General features: G+C 59.7%; 14 protein-coding genes. 5 read left to right on the plus strand and 9 right to left on the minus strand.

What is annotated here, in order from left to right; all coding sequences use genetic code 11:
* Window positions 1-12 precede the first annotated feature (12 nt).
* The gene (gene glgA, locus ACA059_RS15110) at window positions 13-1599 is read right to left on the minus strand and encodes a glycogen synthase GlgA (protein WP_497634553.1); all 1587 of its coding nucleotides are present in this window, start codon (window positions 1597-1599) and stop codon (window positions 13-15) included.
* A 562-nt stretch (window positions 1600-2161) separates the two neighbouring features.
* Here glgA and ACA059_RS15115 point away from each other — a divergent pair.
* Both ACA059_RS15115 and nudC read left to right on the plus strand, forming a co-directional pair.
* Window positions 2162-2974: a crotonase/enoyl-CoA hydratase family protein gene (locus ACA059_RS15115; RefSeq protein WP_497634554.1), complete on the plus strand. Its 813-nt coding sequence runs from the start codon at window positions 2162-2164 to the stop codon at window positions 2972-2974.
* A gap of 6 nt (window positions 2975-2980) precedes the next feature.
* On the plus strand, window positions 2981-3811 hold the full coding sequence (gene nudC / locus ACA059_RS15120; protein ID WP_497634555.1) for an NAD(+) diphosphatase: 831 nt from the start codon (window positions 2981-2983) through the stop codon (window positions 3809-3811).
* Here the strand turns inward: nudC and ACA059_RS15125 are convergent.
* Both ACA059_RS15125 and ACA059_RS15130 read right to left on the minus strand, forming a co-directional pair.
* The gene (locus tag ACA059_RS15125; RefSeq protein ID WP_497634556.1) at window positions 3779-4558 is read right to left on the minus strand and encodes a TSUP family transporter; all 780 of its coding nucleotides are present in this window, start codon (window positions 4556-4558) and stop codon (window positions 3779-3781) included. The genes nudC and ACA059_RS15125 overlap by 33 nt on opposite strands.
* A 212-nt stretch (window positions 4559-4770) precedes the next feature.
* A complete protein-coding gene (locus ACA059_RS15130) occupies window positions 4771-6015 on the minus strand; it encodes an acyl-CoA dehydrogenase family protein (protein WP_497634557.1) in 1245 nt (414 codons plus the stop codon).
* A gap of 347 nt (window positions 6016-6362) precedes the next feature.
* On the opposite strand from ACA059_RS15130, the gene sfnG reads away from it, so the two are divergent.
* Complete coding sequence (gene sfnG, locus ACA059_RS15135; protein WP_497634558.1) at window positions 6363-7457, plus strand: dimethylsulfone monooxygenase SfnG; 1095 nt, start codon at window positions 6363-6365, stop codon at window positions 7455-7457.
* Window positions 7458-7580: 123 nt separating this feature from the next.
* On the opposite strand, the gene ACA059_RS15140 is transcribed toward sfnG, so the two are convergent.
* Together ACA059_RS15140 and ACA059_RS15145 are read right to left on the minus strand one after the other, a co-directional pair.
* Entirely contained in the window at window positions 7581-8057 is a 477-nt protein-coding gene (locus ACA059_RS15140; protein WP_010460010.1) for a nuclear transport factor 2 family protein, read from the minus strand.
* A 56-nt stretch (window positions 8058-8113) separates the two neighbouring features.
* On the minus strand, window positions 8114-8677 hold the full coding sequence (locus tag ACA059_RS15145) for a TetR/AcrR family transcriptional regulator (protein ID WP_008152706.1): 564 nt from the start codon (window positions 8675-8677) through the stop codon (window positions 8114-8116).
* Between the two features lie 216 nt (window positions 8678-8893).
* On the opposite strand from ACA059_RS15145, the gene pssA reads away from it, so the two are divergent.
* Entirely contained in the window at window positions 8894-10237 is a 1344-nt protein-coding gene (gene pssA / locus ACA059_RS15150; RefSeq protein ID WP_497634559.1) for a CDP-diacylglycerol--serine O-phosphatidyltransferase, read from the plus strand.
* Between the two features lie 138 nt (window positions 10238-10375).
* Here the strand turns inward: pssA and efeO (ACA059_RS15155) are convergent, their stop codons facing one another.
* Genes efeO (ACA059_RS15155) through efeU form a run of 4 tightly spaced genes read right to left on the minus strand, consistent with a single transcriptional unit; the run spans window position 10376 to window position 14600 of the window.
* On the minus strand, window positions 10376-11200 hold the full coding sequence (gene efeO, locus ACA059_RS15155; RefSeq protein WP_497634560.1) for an iron uptake system protein EfeO: 825 nt from the start codon (window positions 11198-11200) through the stop codon (window positions 10376-10378).
* Window positions 11201-11225: 25 nt separating this feature from the next.
* On the minus strand, window positions 11226-12536 hold the full coding sequence (efeB, locus tag ACA059_RS15160) for an iron uptake transporter deferrochelatase/peroxidase subunit (protein WP_497634561.1): 1311 nt from the start codon (window positions 12534-12536) through the stop codon (window positions 11226-11228).
* 16 nt (window positions 12537-12552) lie between these two features.
* The gene (efeO, locus tag ACA059_RS15165; protein ID WP_497634562.1) at window positions 12553-13752 is read right to left on the minus strand and encodes an iron uptake system protein EfeO; all 1200 of its coding nucleotides are present in this window, start codon (window positions 13750-13752) and stop codon (window positions 12553-12555) included.
* An 8-nt stretch (window positions 13753-13760) separates the two neighbouring features.
* Window positions 13761-14600, minus strand: a complete 840-nt coding sequence (gene efeU / locus ACA059_RS15170) for an iron uptake transporter permease EfeU (protein WP_497634563.1) — start codon at window positions 14598-14600, stop codon at window positions 13761-13763.
* A gap of 342 nt (window positions 14601-14942) precedes the next feature.
* On the opposite strand from efeU, the gene ACA059_RS15175 reads away from it, so the two are divergent.
* Window positions 14943-15959 (plus strand): AraC family transcriptional regulator, encoded by a 1017-nt coding sequence (locus tag ACA059_RS15175; protein WP_497634683.1) that lies wholly within the window; start codon window positions 14943-14945, stop codon window positions 15957-15959.
* Window positions 15960-16139: the final 180 nt, after the last annotated feature.

Below are 16139 nucleotides of genomic sequence, written 5' to 3' on the forward strand. Positions count from 1 at the left end.
TTTGAAAACCTCTTAATGTTTGCCCGATTTACCCAGTGCCTTGGTCACCAGTTTTTCGTAGAGTTCGGCGTATGGTTCGACCGCCTTGCACCAGTTGAAAGGCGCGGCCATGGCCCGGCAGCGCATGGCATTGAGCAGGTCGGGGAAGGCAAAAACCTTGAAGGCCCGGCTCAGGGCTTCCTGGTAACTTTCGGCCGTGGATTCGTCGAACAGGAAACCGGTCACGCCGTTTTCAATGGTGTCGGCCAAACCGCCGGTGTTGCGTGCCACCGGCAACGAACCGAAGCGCTGGGCGTACATCTGGCTCAGCCCGCAAGGCTCGTAACGCGAAGGCATCAGCAGGAAATCACTGCCGGCGAACATGCGACGGGCGTCGGTTTCGTTGAAACCGATACGCACGCCGATCTGGCCTGGAAAACGCAGGGCCAGCTCACGCATGGCTTGTTCTTCTTCCGGCTCGCCACGACCGATGATCGCGATCTGCCCGCCAGATTTGACGATGTACTCGGAGACGGCTTCCGTCAGGTCCAGGCCTTTCTGATAGACCAGTCGCGAAACCACGGCGAACAGCGGACCTTCGGAATCTTCCAGGCCGAACAGGTCACGGACGTGGGCGGCGTTGACCGCTTTGCCTTCCCAATCGCCAATTTTGAAGGGGCAGAACAGGTGCGGGTCGGTGGCCGCGTCCCAGCTTTCATCGATGCCATTGGGAATACCGCTGAGCAGACCTTGCTGGGTCTTGGCGGCGAGAAAACCGTCGAGGCCGCAGCCGAAGGCCGGGGTGGTGATTTCCTGGGCATAGGTGGCGCTGACGGTGGTGATGTGGCTCGAATAAGCCATGCCGGCCTTGAGGAACGACATCTTGCCGTAGAACTCCATGCCTTCCTGTTGCAAGGCATGCAGGGGGATACCCAATTCCGGGCACGAGCCAAGACTGGTCACGCCCTGGTAGGCGAGGTTATGAATGGTGAACAGCGTCGGGGTGCGCTGTCCACGCCAGTGCATGTAAGCGGGGGCCAGACCTGCCGGCCAGTCATGGGCGTGCACCAGGTCCGGGCACCAGTGAATTTGTGCGAGGTTGGCGGCAATATCGGCGGCTGCCAGGCCCAGACGGGCGAAACGGATGTGGTTGTCCGGCCAGTCGCGGCCATTGTTGGCACCGTAAGGTGAACCCTCGCGCTCGTAGAGCTCGGGGCAGATCAACACGTAAATGACCAGACCGTCGGGCATGTCCATGCGCCCGATCTTGCAGGGAGGCAACGCGGCGTGACCACCGAGCTCGCCAATAATATGAATCGGGTTTTCGCTGTGCAGCACTTGCGGGTAACCGGGGATCAACACTCGCACATCGTGCAGGTGAGCCATGGCTCGCGGCAGCGCTGCGGAAACGTCGCCCAGACCACCGGTTTTCACCAGATCGGCGATCTCCGAGGTGACGAACAGCACTTTCTTCTTGTTAGGGTTCTGGCTGGCCACCGGTGTCAGCGTCTTGGTGCCTGGTACGCTGATCGATTGGTGACTGGGGGCGCTCACAGCGCTCGTTTCGCCGACCTGCTGATGAGCACGTTCTCCCTGAATATCTAAAGCCGCACTGATCATATGAATCTCCCGTGTTGTTGATCTAATTCTTAGGTCTGGCACAAACGGTGTTTCGTGGCCAATTCCTGTGGCCGGGCGCAAACGCGCTACGCATCGGTGAGCAAGCGCTGCCAATACGATGAAGCAGAATGGCTATAGAGATCGTTGCAAGGATTGCACCAGTCGCAACGCACCTCCCTTTAACCTGACCCGTCACGACCGGCAAAAGTTTCGACTTTCTTTCCGCTTTGTGACCGACCGGTTTCGACCCGCGGAACTGAGTCTAGGCCAGAACTTAGAGCGGGGGAGGCCAGATGGCAAAATTGTTCGACAATCGGTTTAAAGAGGTACGGACTTACCGCTTGGAGGGAGAAACGCACCGACGAAGGGCATGTTTTTTTACCGTTTTGCCTCAAAAAAAAGTCGAGATGTCACATGAATGTGCGAAGCGTGGCAATGCTCATGCACCGTTGTGGTGCGCGGCGGCCAGTCCCGTCTTTGGCCGAACCGCTGCCTTACAGCCGGCCATGTTGCCTTGTTATAGTCCGGACCTCATTTTCTGCCCGGTAAAAGGATCACTGCCATGTCTCAGTACACTGCGTTCACCGTCGAACTGGCCGATAAAATCGCCCATGTGCAGATCAACCGGCCGGAAAAAATCAATTCGATGAATGCCGCGTTCTGGAGCGAGATCATCGAGATTTTCCAGTGGGTCGACGACACCGACGAAGTCCGGGTGGTGGTGCTCAGTGGTGCGGGCAAGCATTTTTCGTCTGGCATCGACCTAATGATGCTGGCCGGCGTGGCCAGTGAACTGGGCAAGGACGTGGGGCGTAACGCGCGCCTGCTGCGCCGCAAGATCCTCGCCCTGCAAGCGTCTTTCAATGCCGTCGACAATTGCCGCAAGCCGGTATTGGCGGCGGTTCAGGGGTATTGCCTGGGTGGCGCCATCGATCTTATTGCGGCCTGCGACATGCGTTATGCCGCCGAAGACGCGCAATTCTCGATCAAGGAAATCGACATCGGCATGGCCGCCGACGTTGGCACCTTGCAACGCTTGCCGCGGATCATCGGTGACGGCATGCTGCGTGAACTGGCTTACACTGGTCGCACTTTCGGTGCCGAAGAAGCGCGTGGCATGGGCCTGGTCAATCGCGTTTACAGCGACACGGCCAGCCTGCTCGACGCTGTCATGGGCATAGCCCGCGAGATCGCCAGCAAGTCACCGATTGCGATCACCGGCACCAAAGAGATGATCAGCTACATGCGCGACCATCGCATCGACGACGGCCTCGAATACGTCGCCACCTGGAACGCCGCCATGCTGCAATCCACTGATCTGCGTGTGGCCATGGCCGCCCATATGAGCAAACAGAAACCCGAATTTCTGGATTGATTAAAAATGACTTCACGCTGGACCACCGCAGTACTGGACACCGACCAACCCGGCGGTTGGGCCGTGGCCCGCAGCCCCGAAGGCTTTCTGTTCGATGACAATGGCGCGCTGTTCCCGCGCGAATGGCTCAAGCGGCAGGACCTGTCGATCCTCGCCGAACATGGCATCGGTCACCTGGACGGCGAACCGGTCTATTTATTGGAGCTGCGCAGTCACAGCGACGTGCCGGGCTGCAACTGGAAAGGCCTGCGGGCGTTCATGCTCGAAGGCGACCATACGGTTTACAAGGTGCTCGGTTATGCCGCGCAAATCGGCACCTGGGCCCGCGAACACCGCTTTTGCGGTAACTGCGGGCAGGCGATGACCCAAGTGACCCGGGAACGGGCGATGTATTGCGAGCCGTGTGATTTACGCAGCTACCCGCGCATTTCGCCGAGCATGATTGTGCTGGTGACCCGGGGCGATGAAGTCCTGCTGGCCCGTTCGCCACGCTTTGTCAGCGGGGTCTACAGCACGTTGGCGGGGTTTGCCGAACCGGGCGAATCGGCCGAAGACTGCCTGATTCGCGAAGTCCGTGAAGAAGTGCAGATCGAGGTCAAGAACATCCAGTACATGGGCAGCCAGTGCTGGCCGTTCCCGCATTCGATGATGTTGGGTTTCCATGCCGAATACGCCGGCGGCGAAATCGTGTGTCAGGAAGACGAGATCGAAGACGCCCAGTGGTTCAACGTTCATGAGCTGCCGCCGTTGCCGGCGTCACGCTCGATTGCCCGTTACCTGATCGACGTCTATGTAGCGCGGCGCTTAGGCCACGCTGAACCAGTGTTGCCAGGCTAACCGCACGGTCAAGCCCAGTACCACGGTGATGAACACCGGGCGAATGAACTTCGCACCGCCGCTGATGGCGGTGCGAGCCCCGAAGAACGCCCCGACCATCACCGACAGGCCCATGCTCAGGCCGATGATCCAGTCCACCTGCCCGGAAAACACGAACACCGACAGTGCCGCAATGTTGCTGACGAAGTTCATGCTGCGCGCCACGCCGCTGGCCTTCACCAGATCGATGGGGTACATCAGCATCGTGCTGACAGTCCAGAACGCACCCGTGCCGGGACCGGCCACGCCGTCGTAAAAACCCAGGCCGAAGCCTTGGGTCGATTGCCACTTTTTCTTGATCGGTGCGTCGCTGTCCAGCGGCGCTTTCGGCGTGCCGCCAAACAACAGATAGACGCCGCAGCCGAAAACGATCACTGGGAGCATCTTGTTCAGCCATTCCGCCGGCAGGTAGTGAGCGACCACGGCACCGGTCAATGCGCCGGCCAGCGTGCCGACAATGGCGTGCATCCACTGCCTTGGATGGAACAGCTTGCGTCGGTAGAAGGTGAAGCTGGCGGTGGCCGAGCCGAACGTCGAACTGAGTTTGTTGGTGCCCAGCACCAGATGCGGCGGCAGGCCTGCGGTCAGCAGCGCCGGGGTGGTCAACAGACCACCACCGCCGGCAATGGCGTCGATGAAACCGGCAATGAAAGCGACGAGGGCCAAAATGGCCAGGGTGGTGAGGTCAACACTGAGTTCGAAAGGCATGGAATCGGCTTATTCGGCGGGGTGCAGGACAGGGCTGCGGGGAAGGGCCGATATCTTACCTATAACCGTTCTTGCGGGCGACCTGTCAAGCGCTATCCATTTTTCGACAGGCAACCCTGTAGGAGCTGCCGCAGGCTGCGATCTTTTGATCTTAAAAAGGCAAAGTCAAAAGATCGCAGCCTGCGGCAGCTCCTACGTTGGTGTTATGTGTGTCAGTCAGATTTGCGCTCAGGCCCATTCCCGATCTGCCACACAAACGGTGGCTCGGTCCCGTTGATCGTCCAATCCCCGACAATCCGCGCCTTGTAGATCACCGGATTGTGCGACGACACGGTCCGCGCATTGCGCCAGTGCCGGTCCAGCGATTTACCCACCCGAGTATCCGAAGCCCCCAGTGCATTGAACAGCTCTGTGGTCGCTCGCTGGATCAGCTCCGACACCACCACCTGAGCCTTGGCCGATTCGATTTCCGCCGCGACATTCGCTTCTTGTTCCAAGGCTTCATCACCTGAGAATCGTGCCAGATAAGCCCGCTGCGCCTGTTGTGCAGCCCTCAAGGCGCTGGCCTCGGCGGCATATACCAGTGCCGCGATTTCACCGACCACTTGCTGCACCTGCGAATCCTGGCTGACATGCTGCGCATTGCCATGGCTGTAGATGCGTTTGCGTTCACGCACCTGATGAGCCACATCGCGCAACGCCGCACGACCGATCCCGGCCAGGGTCGCCAGCAGCACCAACTGATAAAACGCGGTCTGGTATTTGAAACGGGTGGCGAAATCGATGATGTTCTCAGCCTCCACATCGGCATCGATAAACCGTGAGGTGCCACTGCCGGTGGTGCGCTGGCCGAAGCCGTCCCAGTCGTCGCTCTGCACGATGCCAGGTTGGCGGGTTCGGACGGCGGCTATCACGTCGCCGCCGGTGTCGCTGCGTTGCGCGTACACATCGATCCAGTCGGAAAACAGGCTGCCGGTGCTGTAGAACTTCTCGCCGTTGAGCTTCCATTGATCGCCGTGAGGCGAGACTTTGGTGATGACATCGCCAATGGCGACGCTGCCAATCTCGGTCCAGGCATTGCCGGCGATGTCACCGTCTACGAAGCGTTTGAACCACAGATCCCGCGCCGGCCCGGGCGCCGAGTTCAAGCGATCCTCGGCAAAGGCGAAGTGCCCGCGCAAGGCCTGAGGCACGTTGGAATCGGCTTCGGCCAATTCGATCAGCAGCTCAAACAGTTGTGGCAGGGACGCGCCGCCGCCGCCGTATTCGACCGGCACCCGCACCGCGCCAAACCCGGCATCCTTGAGCCACTGAATCGGTTCGTACGGAAGGCTGCGGGACTGTTCGCGCTCAACGGCACCGGCGGCGATGCGTTGGAAAATCGGCCGGAACCTTGCGGCCAGCGCTTCATAGTCGGTGCCAATGGACAGCGGATTGATTACCTGGTGTTCGGTCATGAGGGCGCTCCTTGAATCGGCAGTAGAAAGTGTTGCGTCTGCCAGGGGCAATTGCATGGTCCATGCCGAAGCTCGCGGGCCAGGATTTACTGGAGGAATTGGATGTCGGCACGCAGTGAATTGTTGCTGTACCAACAGTGCATCAGCAAATTGCCTCAGGCACACCCACTCTGTGGCGAGGGGGCTTGCCCCCGTTGGACTGCGCAGCAGTCCCATTTTTTGGGGCCGCTTCGCGACCCAACGGGGGCAAGCCCCCTCGCCACAGGGTTCGCCCACCCCATGATTTCAGCGCTGGCACGGTTGCTGCTCTTGCCTTAGGACATCCCTAAAATCTCGAGGACATGCCAATGAGTCAGCAAGCCGTCAAATTTGCCTACTGGGTGCCGAACGTCAGCGGCGGGCTGGTGGTCAGCAAGATCGAGCAACGCACCCACTGGGGTATCGACTACAACCGCAAACTGGCGCAACTGGCCGAGGAGGCGGGGTTTGAATACGCCCTGACGCAGATCCGCTTCACCGCCGGTTACGGCGCCGAGTACCAGCACGAATCCGTCGCCTTCAGCCATGCGTTGCTGGCCGCCACGACCAAACTGAAAGTGATCGCCGCAATCCTGCCCGGCCCTTGGCAACCGGCGCTGGCGGCCAAGCAACTGGCAACCATCGACCAGCTGACTAACGGCCGGGTGGCGGTGAACATTGTCAGTGGCTGGTTCAAGGGTGAATTCCAGGCGATTGGCGAACACTGGCTGGAACACGACGAGCGTTATCGCCGCTCCGAAGAATTCATCCGCTCGCTGAAGGGCATCTGGAGCCAGGACAACTTCACCTTTCGTGGTGACTTCTACCGCTTCGACAACTACAGCCTCAAACCCAAACCGCTGGGTCAGCCGGAAATCTTCCAGGGTGGCAGTTCCCGCGCGGCTCGGGACATGGCCGCACGGGTTTCGGACTGGTATTTCACCAACGGCAACACCCCGGAAGGCATCAAGGCCCAGGTCGACGACATTCGCGCAAAAGCGGCGGTGAACAATCATTCGGTGAAAGTCGGCGTGAACGCGTTTGTCATTGCCCGCGACACCGAAGAAGAAGCGCGAGCCGTGCTGGCGCAAATCATCGATCAGGCGGACCCCGAGGCGGTGAATGCGTTTGGCGATGCCGCGAAGCAGGCGGGCAGGGCGTCACCTGAGGGTGAGGGCAACTGGGCCAAGTCGACGTTCGAGGATCTGGTGCAGTACAACGACGGTTTCAAGACCAACCTGATCGGTACGCCGCAGCAGATTGCCGAGCGGATCGTCGCGTTGAAAGCGGTGGGCGTGGATCTGGTGTTGGCGGGGTTTCTGCACTTTCAGGAGGAGGTGGAGTATTTCGGTCAGCGGGTATTGCCGTTGGTGCGTGAGCTGGAAGCCAAGTCGCAGGTCACGCACACCGCTGCAGTAGCCTGATTTCCTCGGTCCCTGTAGGAGCTGCCGAAGGCTGCGATCTTTTGATTTTGCTTTTTAAGGGCAAGTTCAAAAGATCGCAGCCTTCGGCAGCTCCTACAGGGGGAAATCATTTCAAGTCAGAAGTTACAGGCCCAGGTCGGACAAGCTTGGATGGTCGTCAGGCCGACGACCCAGCGGCCAATGGAACTTGCGGTCGCTTTCCTTGATTGGCATGTCGTTGATGCAGGCAAACCGATTGGCCATCAAACCGTTCTCGTCGAACTCCCAGTTTTCGTTGCCGTACGAGCGGAACCAGTTGCCCGAGTCGTCGTGCCATTCGTAGGCATAACGCACGGCGATGCGGTTGCCGGTAAAGGCCCAAAGTTCTTTGATCAGGCGGTAATCCAGTTCCTTGGCCCATTTGCGCGTCAGGAAACCTTTGGCTTCTTCGCGGTTGTAGGCGAACTCGGCGCGGTTACGCCATTTGGTGTCCAGGGTGTAGGCCAGCGACACCCGTTCCGGGTCGCGGGAGTTCCAGCCATCTTCGGCCAGGCGTACTTTTTCGATGGCCGATTCACGGGTGAATGGCGGCAATGGCGGACGAACTTCGGCATTAGACATTCATAGTCTCCCTATCAAAGTAAAGTTCTAGCAAGTTGTCGGGCTTGGTTAAAGTGTTACAGGTCCAATAACTTTCGCGCCATGCATTGCGCATTATCGGCGGCACTGTGATCACCCATGACAAGCGCCACGGTAATGGCGCCGTCGATCAGGATCAGCAGCTGTTTGGCCAGCGTCTCCGGGTCTGTGGCGCCATGTTCGGTGCAGAGCTCGCGCACGTAGTCGAGCAGCTTCTGTTTATGGTCTTTGGCAACCAGGCGAACCGGGTCTTGCGGGTCGCCGGTTTCGCCGCTGGTATTGATGAATGCACAGCCACGGAAACCTTCGGAGGCGAACCAGGCCTTGAGTACGGTAAACAGGTTGAGCAGCCGGTCGGCCGGCGTTTCAGCCTGGTCGACTTCGCTTCTGTACCAGTGCATCCAGCGCACATCACGGCGTTGCAGGGCCGCGACGGTGAGCTCCTCCTTGTTGGCGAAGTAGCGGTAAATACTCTTTCTGGAGACGCCGGCGGTTTTCACCAGAAGATCCATCCCGGTGGCAGCGATGCCACTTTTGTAGATCAACTTTTCGGTGACATCCAGAATGATGTCGCGTGTGTCGTTGCTGGTTATTTCGTTCATGTGGCGAACAGTAGAACGATCGTTCTCCTTGGTCAAGCAGATATTTTTGTCGGCTGAAAAATCGCATTCGCGAGCAGGCTCGCTCCCACAGGGGAATGCATTTCAATGTGGGAGCGAGCCTGCTCGCGAAGGGGCCTTTACAGACACTCACAAGACCCAAGGCAATCCATGGTGTAAGCTCTCGGGTTCTCCGGATTCGACCTTTTTGCGAGCCCTATGCCGTCGCTTTTCAAACGCTCTCTGCTGCCCAAACTGCGCAGTTTTCCGCTGACCGCCGATGCCGTCACCATCCTTTCTGGCGCTGCCGAGTTTCGCCGGTGCCTGCTGGAAAAGATCGCCAGCGCCACCCAGCGCATTTATATCGTCGCGCTCTATCTGCAACAGGATGAAGCCGGCCAGGAAATTCTCGATGCCTTGCACGCGGCCAAACTGGCGCGTCCGGAACTGGACGTGGTGGTGGTCGTTGACTGGCTGCGCGCCCAGCGCGGTTTGATCGGCGCCGGCAAGCAGCCGGGCAACTCGGCCTGGTACCAGGAAACCACCCGGACTCATGCCAGTGAAGTGCCGGTGTATGGCGTTCCCGTGCAGACCCGAGAACTGTTCGGCGTGCTGCATTTGAAAGGCTTCGTGATCGACGATTGCGTGATCTACAGCGGCGCGAGTCTGAACAACGTCTATCTGCACAAATTCGACAAATACCGCTACGACCGTTATCACGTGCTGCAGAACAGCGCTCTGGCCGATTCGATGCAGCAACTGATTCAGCACGGTCTGATCGCTTCCAAAGCGGTGCATCGTCTCGATTTGCCGAACCTGCCGACCACCCGCAGCCTGCGCAACGACATCGGCGACCTGCGCAGCCGCCTCAAGCACGCGGCGTACGACACCACGACAGGTACCACGGAAAAGGGTGGTTTGTCGGTCAGCCCATTGCTCGGTGTCGGCAAGAACAATCCGTTGAACCGAGTGATTTGCGAGTTGATCGCCAGCGCTCAACATCAACTGACCATCTGCACGCCATACTTCAACTTGCCGCTGGCCGTGATCCGGGAGATCAACCGGGCACTGGCGCGGGGCGTGAAGATCGACATCGTTGTCGGCGACAAGACGGCCAACGACTTCTACATCCCACCGAGCGAGCCGTTCAAGGTGATCTCGGCGCTGCCGTACCTTTACGAGATTAGCCTGCGGCGTTTCGCCAAGCGTCATCATCGCAGCGTCGACAGCGGCCAGTTGAACCTGCACCTGTGGCGTGACGGCGACAACACCTATCACCTCAAGGGCATGTGGATCGATCAGCGCTACACCTTGCTGACCGGCAACAACCTCAACCCGCGGGCGTTCCGACTCGATCTGGAAAATGCCTTGCTGATTGATGATCCAAAAGGTGAGTTGCTGGAGCCGCGTCGTAAAGAGCTGGCGGAGATTTTTGAGAACACCCGCCGCATCGAGCGTTATCAGGAGCTGGAAACGCTGCTGGAATACCCGGCGGGGGTGGCCAAGTTTCTCAAGCGCGTGAGTCGGGTGCGGATTGAGCGGTTGCTCTATCGGATTCTGTGAGCATGATGGGGTAGGTGTGTCGCCCTCCAAAATGCCTTCGCGAGCAAGCTCGCTCCCACAGGGGGGTTGTGTCGATCACAAATCCAATGTGGGAGCGAGCTTGCTCGCGATAGGGCCCGCTCAGACGCTACAAAAAACTCAGTTCAACCCCAACTTCCCACGCAACGTCGACAAATCCTCAGCCAGTGTATTCACCGGCCCGACCAGCAACTTACGGTCGTTTTCCTTTACCTTGTCATACGTCTCGAAACCACCGTCTTTGGTTTTGTACTTGGCCAGCGTCTTGTTTACCGTCGCGAAGTTCTTGTCGACTTTGGCAATGAAGGCCGCGTCCTGCTTTTCGATCTGCGGACGGAACAAATCGACGATTTTCTTCGCGCCGTCGATGTTGCCCTGGAAGTCATAAAGGTCGGTGTGGCTGTAGCGATCTTCTTCACCGGAGATCTTGGTCGCAGCGACTTCTTCAAGCAGAGCCGCTGCGCCGCCCACCACTTTTTCCGGCGGGAAGGTCAGGCCGGCGACGCGGGTTTGCAGGTCTTTCACGTCTTTGTTCAAGCCATCGGCCAGTTCGCCAAGGCCCTTTGTGCTGTTTTCCGAGAACAGCGTGTATTCGATGCGGTGGAAACCGGTGAAGTCGGAGGCGCCCACGCCTTTTTCGTGGTCATCGACGCGAGAGTCGATGGATGCATCCAGGTCACTGAACAATTCGGCAATTGGCTCGATCGATTCGTAGTAGACGCGGGTCGGGGCGTAGAGCTTTTTGGCGGTGGCCAGATCGCCTTTTTTCACGGCGTCGGTGAATTGTTGGGTGTGGCTGGCCAGCTCATCGAGCTGTTCAGTCACGTAAATCTTGTAATCCGAGATCGGCCCCACCAACTCCAGCGGTGCCGTCGCCGCGAAAGCCGAAAGTGGGGTGTTGAGCAAACCAAGGGTCAGCAGTAACGCGAGGGGCGACTTTTTCATGGGACGGTTCCGTGGTGGGGGTTGGTTAGGCGGTTGCTTTTGGTTGAAGAGCTGGTTGCGTGGCGTCAAGCAGCGTGCGACCGATGAAGTCCTTGTCATCCGTTGCGCCTGGCAGGGTGAAGAAATACCCGCCGCCGACCGGTTTGAGGTATTCCTCGAGCGGCTCGCCGTTGAGTCGGGTTTGCACGGTGATGAAGCCTTTTTGCAGGTCCGCCTGATAGCAGATGAACAGCAGCCCCATGTCCAACTGACCGTTCTTGTTCACGCCGTTGGAGTAGTTGAACGGCCGGCGCAGGATTAGGTTGGCCTGTGTCGCGGTGGTGCGTGGGTTGGCCAGGCGGATATGCGCGTCGAGCTTGGTCAACTTGCCTTCAGGGTCCTTGGAATAGTCCGGGATCTGGGTTTCATGCTCGCCACCCATCGGCGCGCCGGTGCTCTTGGCCCGGCCGAGAATGCTTTCCTGTTCCTGCAGCGGCGTGCGGTCCCAGCGCTCGACGAAGTTGCGGATAATCCGCACGGCCTGATAGCTGCCATTGGCCGCCCAGGCCGGTTCGTCACTGCCGGGTTGGACCCAGACGATGCTGTTCATGGTCGTGGCATCGTTGGAATCGGGGTTAGCCGAGCCGTCGCGAAAACCGAGAAAGTTGCGTGCACTTTGCGCGGGCACACCGGGTTTGACCGGGGCCTGGGGCGGCACGCTGCCTTCCTGTTTCCAGCGCACCAGGAGCAAGTCCGGCAGGTTTTTCACGATGTCACGCAGGGCGTGGATGTTGGTGTCGGTGGTGTTGGAGCAGAACTGCACACTGAGATCACCGTGGCAGCAATCGGCTTCCAGTGCATCGTTGGGAAAACCTACCATGCGGATCAGCCGCTTGGGTTTGGCGGCGGCCAGGCCGAAGCGTTCATCGAACAGCGACTCGCCCACCGACACGGTGATGGTCAGGTTGTCTGGCGTCACCACCGGACCAAGAATCCCCGAATCCACCGGCGGCAGTTTCGGATCGACCTGTGTGACCGGGCCGCCCTTCATCAGGAAGGCGATGCGCTCGTTGAGGGTGCGAAACAAGCGCTCCAGGTCTTCGCGGTCGCTGGCCAATACATCAAACGACACCAACATGCCGCAGGCCGGGCGTGGGGTGACGATGCCGGTCTGGTGCTTGCCGTGGAACGCGTGGCGGTCTTCAGTCTTGTCGCTGCTCGGCGCTTCGGTGACTTGCGCCGGGCTGGCGGCCATCGCCGGGCAACTGAGTGCGGTGCCGGCCAATGCCACGCCGGCGGCGCCCATGCCCATCAAGACCCGGCGACGCTGGAGGTTGAATTGCTCTGAATCGTTCATCGGTTTGTTCTTCTGCTTACAGGCCGGAAAGGCCAAGGGCGGGATCGATTCCATCGAGTGCGTCGGCCAGAACCTTGGCCTTGTCGGCGATCTGTTTGCGCTGCTCGGCACTGACGCTGTCGTAGCTCGCATAGCCTTCATTGACCTTGAAGCCGTTGAGCTCGGCGTCGAGGGCAGTGACGGCGCTGTCGATCTTCGGCAGCAGCTCGCCAGCTGTTTTGGTCAGTAACGGACGCAACAGGTCGACGACTTTGCGGGTGGCGTCGAGGTTGGCGGCAAACCCGTTCAGGTCGGTGTGGCTGTAGCGTTCTTCTTCACCGCTGCTGGCACGTACGTCGGCCATGTTGTTGAGGTTTCGCACCAGAATGCTCACCAGTTGCTCGGGCGGCAGCGACTGGGCCAGCAGTTGCTGTTTGAGCGTGGTGACGTCGGCGATCAGACGCTGGGCGACGGGCATCAGACCGTCGAGGGTGCGTTGCTGGAACAGTGCGTATTCGATCCGGTGGAAACCGGCGAAGCCTGGATCCTGCTCGCGTTTCTCAAAGTAATCGGCGCGGGCGTTGATCGTGTTGTGCAGCTCCGCCAGACGCTGGGCAGCCGCGGCGATCCGTTGATAGGCCGTTCGGGCCGGCACATACAGCGCCTGTGCCTGGGCAAGGTCGCCGGCTGCGATGGCTTGCTCAAGCGCGGTGACGGCTTTGATCAGCGCAGTGCTTTGGCTGCTCAGGTAGACGCGGAATTCCGACAACGGCCCGATGAACGCGACCATCGACGGTTTGGCCTTGGCGGCGGCATCCGAAGCAGCCGTCGGGCTGACGTGCAGGGTGCCGCGTGGATTGCTTAACAGCCCGCACGTGATCGTATAGTCACCGGGCAACAGGTTGGCATTGATTACCTGGCTCAGGCCGGGCGCGATGTTTTCCCGTTCTTCGACCACCAGCACACCGTCGAGGATTTCCCATTCAACGGCCCGATCCGAGCGATTGACGATGCGGAAACTCGCGCGACCGGCCGGGACGCTCAGTGCATTCGGCTCGCAGCTGTGCGGGTGGATGGTCACCAGCACTTCGTCATGGTTGGCCTGACGCTTGGCGGCGGCCATTTTCGAGGCGTAGTAGAACAGACCACCGGCGGCGATCATCACGATCACCGAACCGGCCACCGCCCAACGCAAGGCACGGGGAGGGGAGGCCTGGGGAGAGGCTTGATTTGGCATGGGTGCCCTTACTGACTGGAAACGGAAGAAGGTTGTTTAGCCGGTGCCGGGGCCGGGAGAAAAAACAACACCAGCGCCACCACCAGATAAATCAGATACGCCCCGAGAGTGCTGAAGGTCGGCGCATCCTGGTAACCGAACATCCCGGCCAGCACCGCGCCGAGCGGGCCGTCCATCGGCAGCGTCGAGCTGAAGTCGAAGAGCACGGTTTGCAGGTGATTCCAGACCCCGGCTTCATACAGCGCTTGCACCGAGTTGGCCAGTATTCCGGCAGCCACCACCAGAATGAACAACCCGGTCCAGCGGAAGAACGCGCCGAGGTTCAAGCGCATGCTGCCGGTGTAGATCAGGAAACCGACGATGATCGCCAGGATCAGGCCGAGCAGGGCACCAATCGGTGCTGCCGGGCCTTCGCTCTGCTGGAACACCGCGAGCAGGAAGAACACCGTTTCCAGACCTTCCCGGGCGACGGCGAAGAACACCATGGCGATCAGCGCCGTGACCTGGTGTCTGGAACCGGTCAGCGCGTGATCGAGAGAAGCGTGCAGCGAATGTTTGATTGAACGCGCGACTTTGCGCATCCAGAACACCATGGAACTGAGAATGCCCACGGCCACCAGCCCGACCACCCCTTCAAACAGTTCCTGTTGTTTCTGCGGGAACTCGGCACTGACCAGTTCCAGGCCTCCGCCCACCAGCAGGGCCAGGGCCGCGGCGAGGAAAACGCCGATCCACACTGCAGGCATCCACTGGCCGCGGCCGGTCTGCTTGAGGTAGCTGGCGATGATGCCAACGATCAGCGCGGCTTCAATGCCTTCGCGCAACATGATCAGAAAAGGAACGAGCATTCAGCACCGGGGTGTCATTAGATAGGGTGCTAATTTGTAACATAATGACACTCATTCCCAAATGGCATCCATTGGCATTTAGCTGAACCTAACCTGAACAACCCTGAAGATCACCCGTATCCCTGTGGGAGCGAGCCTGTGTGGTGAGGGGATTTATCCCCGTTGGGCTGCGAAGCGGCCCCGGAATCGAAAACCGCGGTGTGTCAGGTACACCGCACACGATGGTTATACGACTGCTTCGCAGCCGAACGGGGATAAATCCCCTCGCCACACAAGCCCGCTCCCACAGGGTTCTGCGCTAAGATGCCGGCACTCAAACAAGAACAAGGCTTGCCTCGCTCAATGTCGGAAAAAGACACCATCTCCATTCAACTGGTGCGTGAAGCACTGTTGCAAAGTTGCGCCCCCGGAGCGCCCACCGATGAGGTATTGAACAAGGTCGGCATCGATCCGGCATTGCTCGACAGCAGCGATGCACGCGTCCCGGCCACAGCTTATGCGCGTCTGTGGCGTTTACTGGCACGACGTGGGGACGATGAATTTTTTGGCATGGACCCGCGCAAACTCAAATCCGGCAGCCTGGAGTTTCTCTGTCGCTGCTCTATGGTCCAGCCGAGCCTGGCCGCCGGCCTGACCTCGGGTTTGAGCTTTTTGTCGTTGATGCTCGAACACCTGCCCGCGCAACTGGTTCGACAGCAAAGCCTGGCGGAAATCGTCCTGCTAGAAGACGACCAGGACCCGCGCCGAGCCTTCACGTATTTCACATACTGGATGATCGTTCACGGCGTCGCCTGTTGGCTGGCGGGGCGGCGGATTCCGATCCTGGCCATCGAGTTGCGCTGCCCGGCACCGGACTTCTGCGATGACTATCAGGTGATGTTCTCCGAGAACCTGCGTTTCGACCGGCCGCGCACGCGGATGATTTTCTCCGCCGAGTGCCTGGACTTGCCGATCAAGCGCAGCCCGGAAGAACTCAAGCGTTTCCTGGCCCATGCGCCGGCCAATATTCTGGTCAAGTACCGGGACCCGGAGAGCCTGGCCAGCCGGATCAAGCACGATTTGCGGCAACTGCCCGCCGAACACTGGCCGGAAACCGAACCCCTGGCGCAACAGCTGTGCATGTCGGCGTCCACCCTGCGTCGACGCCTGGCTGAAGAGGGCCAGACTTACCAGGGGCTCAAGGACAGCGTGCGCAAGGAGCTGGCGATTGTTTGGCTGGCCGAGCCTGCCATCAGCTTCGCCGAGATCGCCGCGCGGCTGGGGTTTGCCGATACCAGCTCGTTCTACAAGGCGTTTCGCAAGTGGTCCGGGTCAAATCCGGGGCATTACCGCAGTTTGATCCTCAACGAAGCGAGTTGATCCGGATTTCGTGTTGATTGGTTTGGCGCCTTCGCGAGCAAGCCCGCTCCCACTTGGAATGCGTTCCCCTGTGGGAGCGAGCCTGCTCGCGAAGAGGCCCTGGCAGGCGCCGCATCTCTCCAATCTTGGCCAAACCAGTCACGCAACTTGATAGCTTTGACCATTGTCCCGCGCCCCGCG

It is taken from the genome of Pseudomonas sp. LBUM1647 (assembly GCF_059716175.1).

Bases quoted from the DNA above. Each gene is read 5' to 3' on its own strand.
- ACA059_RS15130 (WP_497634557.1), bottom strand. From the start codon at position 6,015: ATGACCGAACACCAGGTAATCAATCCGCTGTCCATTGGCACCGACTAT.
- ACA059_RS15140 (WP_010460010.1), bottom strand. From the start codon at position 8,057: ATGTCTAATGCCGAAGTTCGTCCGCCATTGCCGCCATTCACCCGTGAA.
- nudC (WP_497634555.1), top strand. From the start codon at position 2,981: ATGACTTCACGCTGGACCACCGCAGTACTGGACACCGACCAACCCGGC.
- pssA (WP_497634559.1), top strand. From the start codon at position 8,894: ATGCCGTCGCTTTTCAAACGCTCTCTGCTGCCCAAACTGCGCAGTTTT.
- efeO (WP_497634560.1), bottom strand. From the start codon at position 11,200: ATGAAAAAGTCGCCCCTCGCGTTACTGCTGACCCTTGGTTTGCTCAAC.
- efeU (WP_497634563.1), bottom strand. From the start codon at position 14,600: ATGCTCGTTCCTTTTCTGATCATGTTGCGCGAAGGCATTGAAGCCGCG.
- ACA059_RS15125 (WP_497634556.1), bottom strand. From the start codon at position 4,558: ATGCCTTTCGAACTCAGTGTTGACCTCACCACCCTGGCCATTTTGGCC.
- glgA (WP_497634553.1), bottom strand. From the start codon at position 1,599: ATGATCAGTGCGGCTTTAGATATTCAGGGAGAACGTGCTCATCAGCAG.
- ACA059_RS15175 (WP_497634683.1), top strand. From the start codon at position 14,943: ATGTCGGAAAAAGACACCATCTCCATTCAACTGGTGCGTGAAGCACTG.
- efeB (WP_497634561.1), bottom strand. From the start codon at position 12,536: ATGAACGATTCAGAGCAATTCAACCTCCAGCGTCGCCGGGTCTTGATG.
- ACA059_RS15145 (WP_008152706.1), bottom strand. From the start codon at position 8,677: ATGAACGAAATAACCAGCAACGACACACGCGACATCATTCTGGATGTC.
- sfnG (WP_497634558.1), top strand. From the start codon at position 6,363: ATGAGTCAGCAAGCCGTCAAATTTGCCTACTGGGTGCCGAACGTCAGC.
- efeO (WP_497634562.1), bottom strand. From the start codon at position 13,752: ATGCCAAATCAAGCCTCTCCCCAGGCCTCCCCTCCCCGTGCCTTGCGT.
- ACA059_RS15115 (WP_497634554.1), top strand. From the start codon at position 2,162: ATGTCTCAGTACACTGCGTTCACCGTCGAACTGGCCGATAAAATCGCC.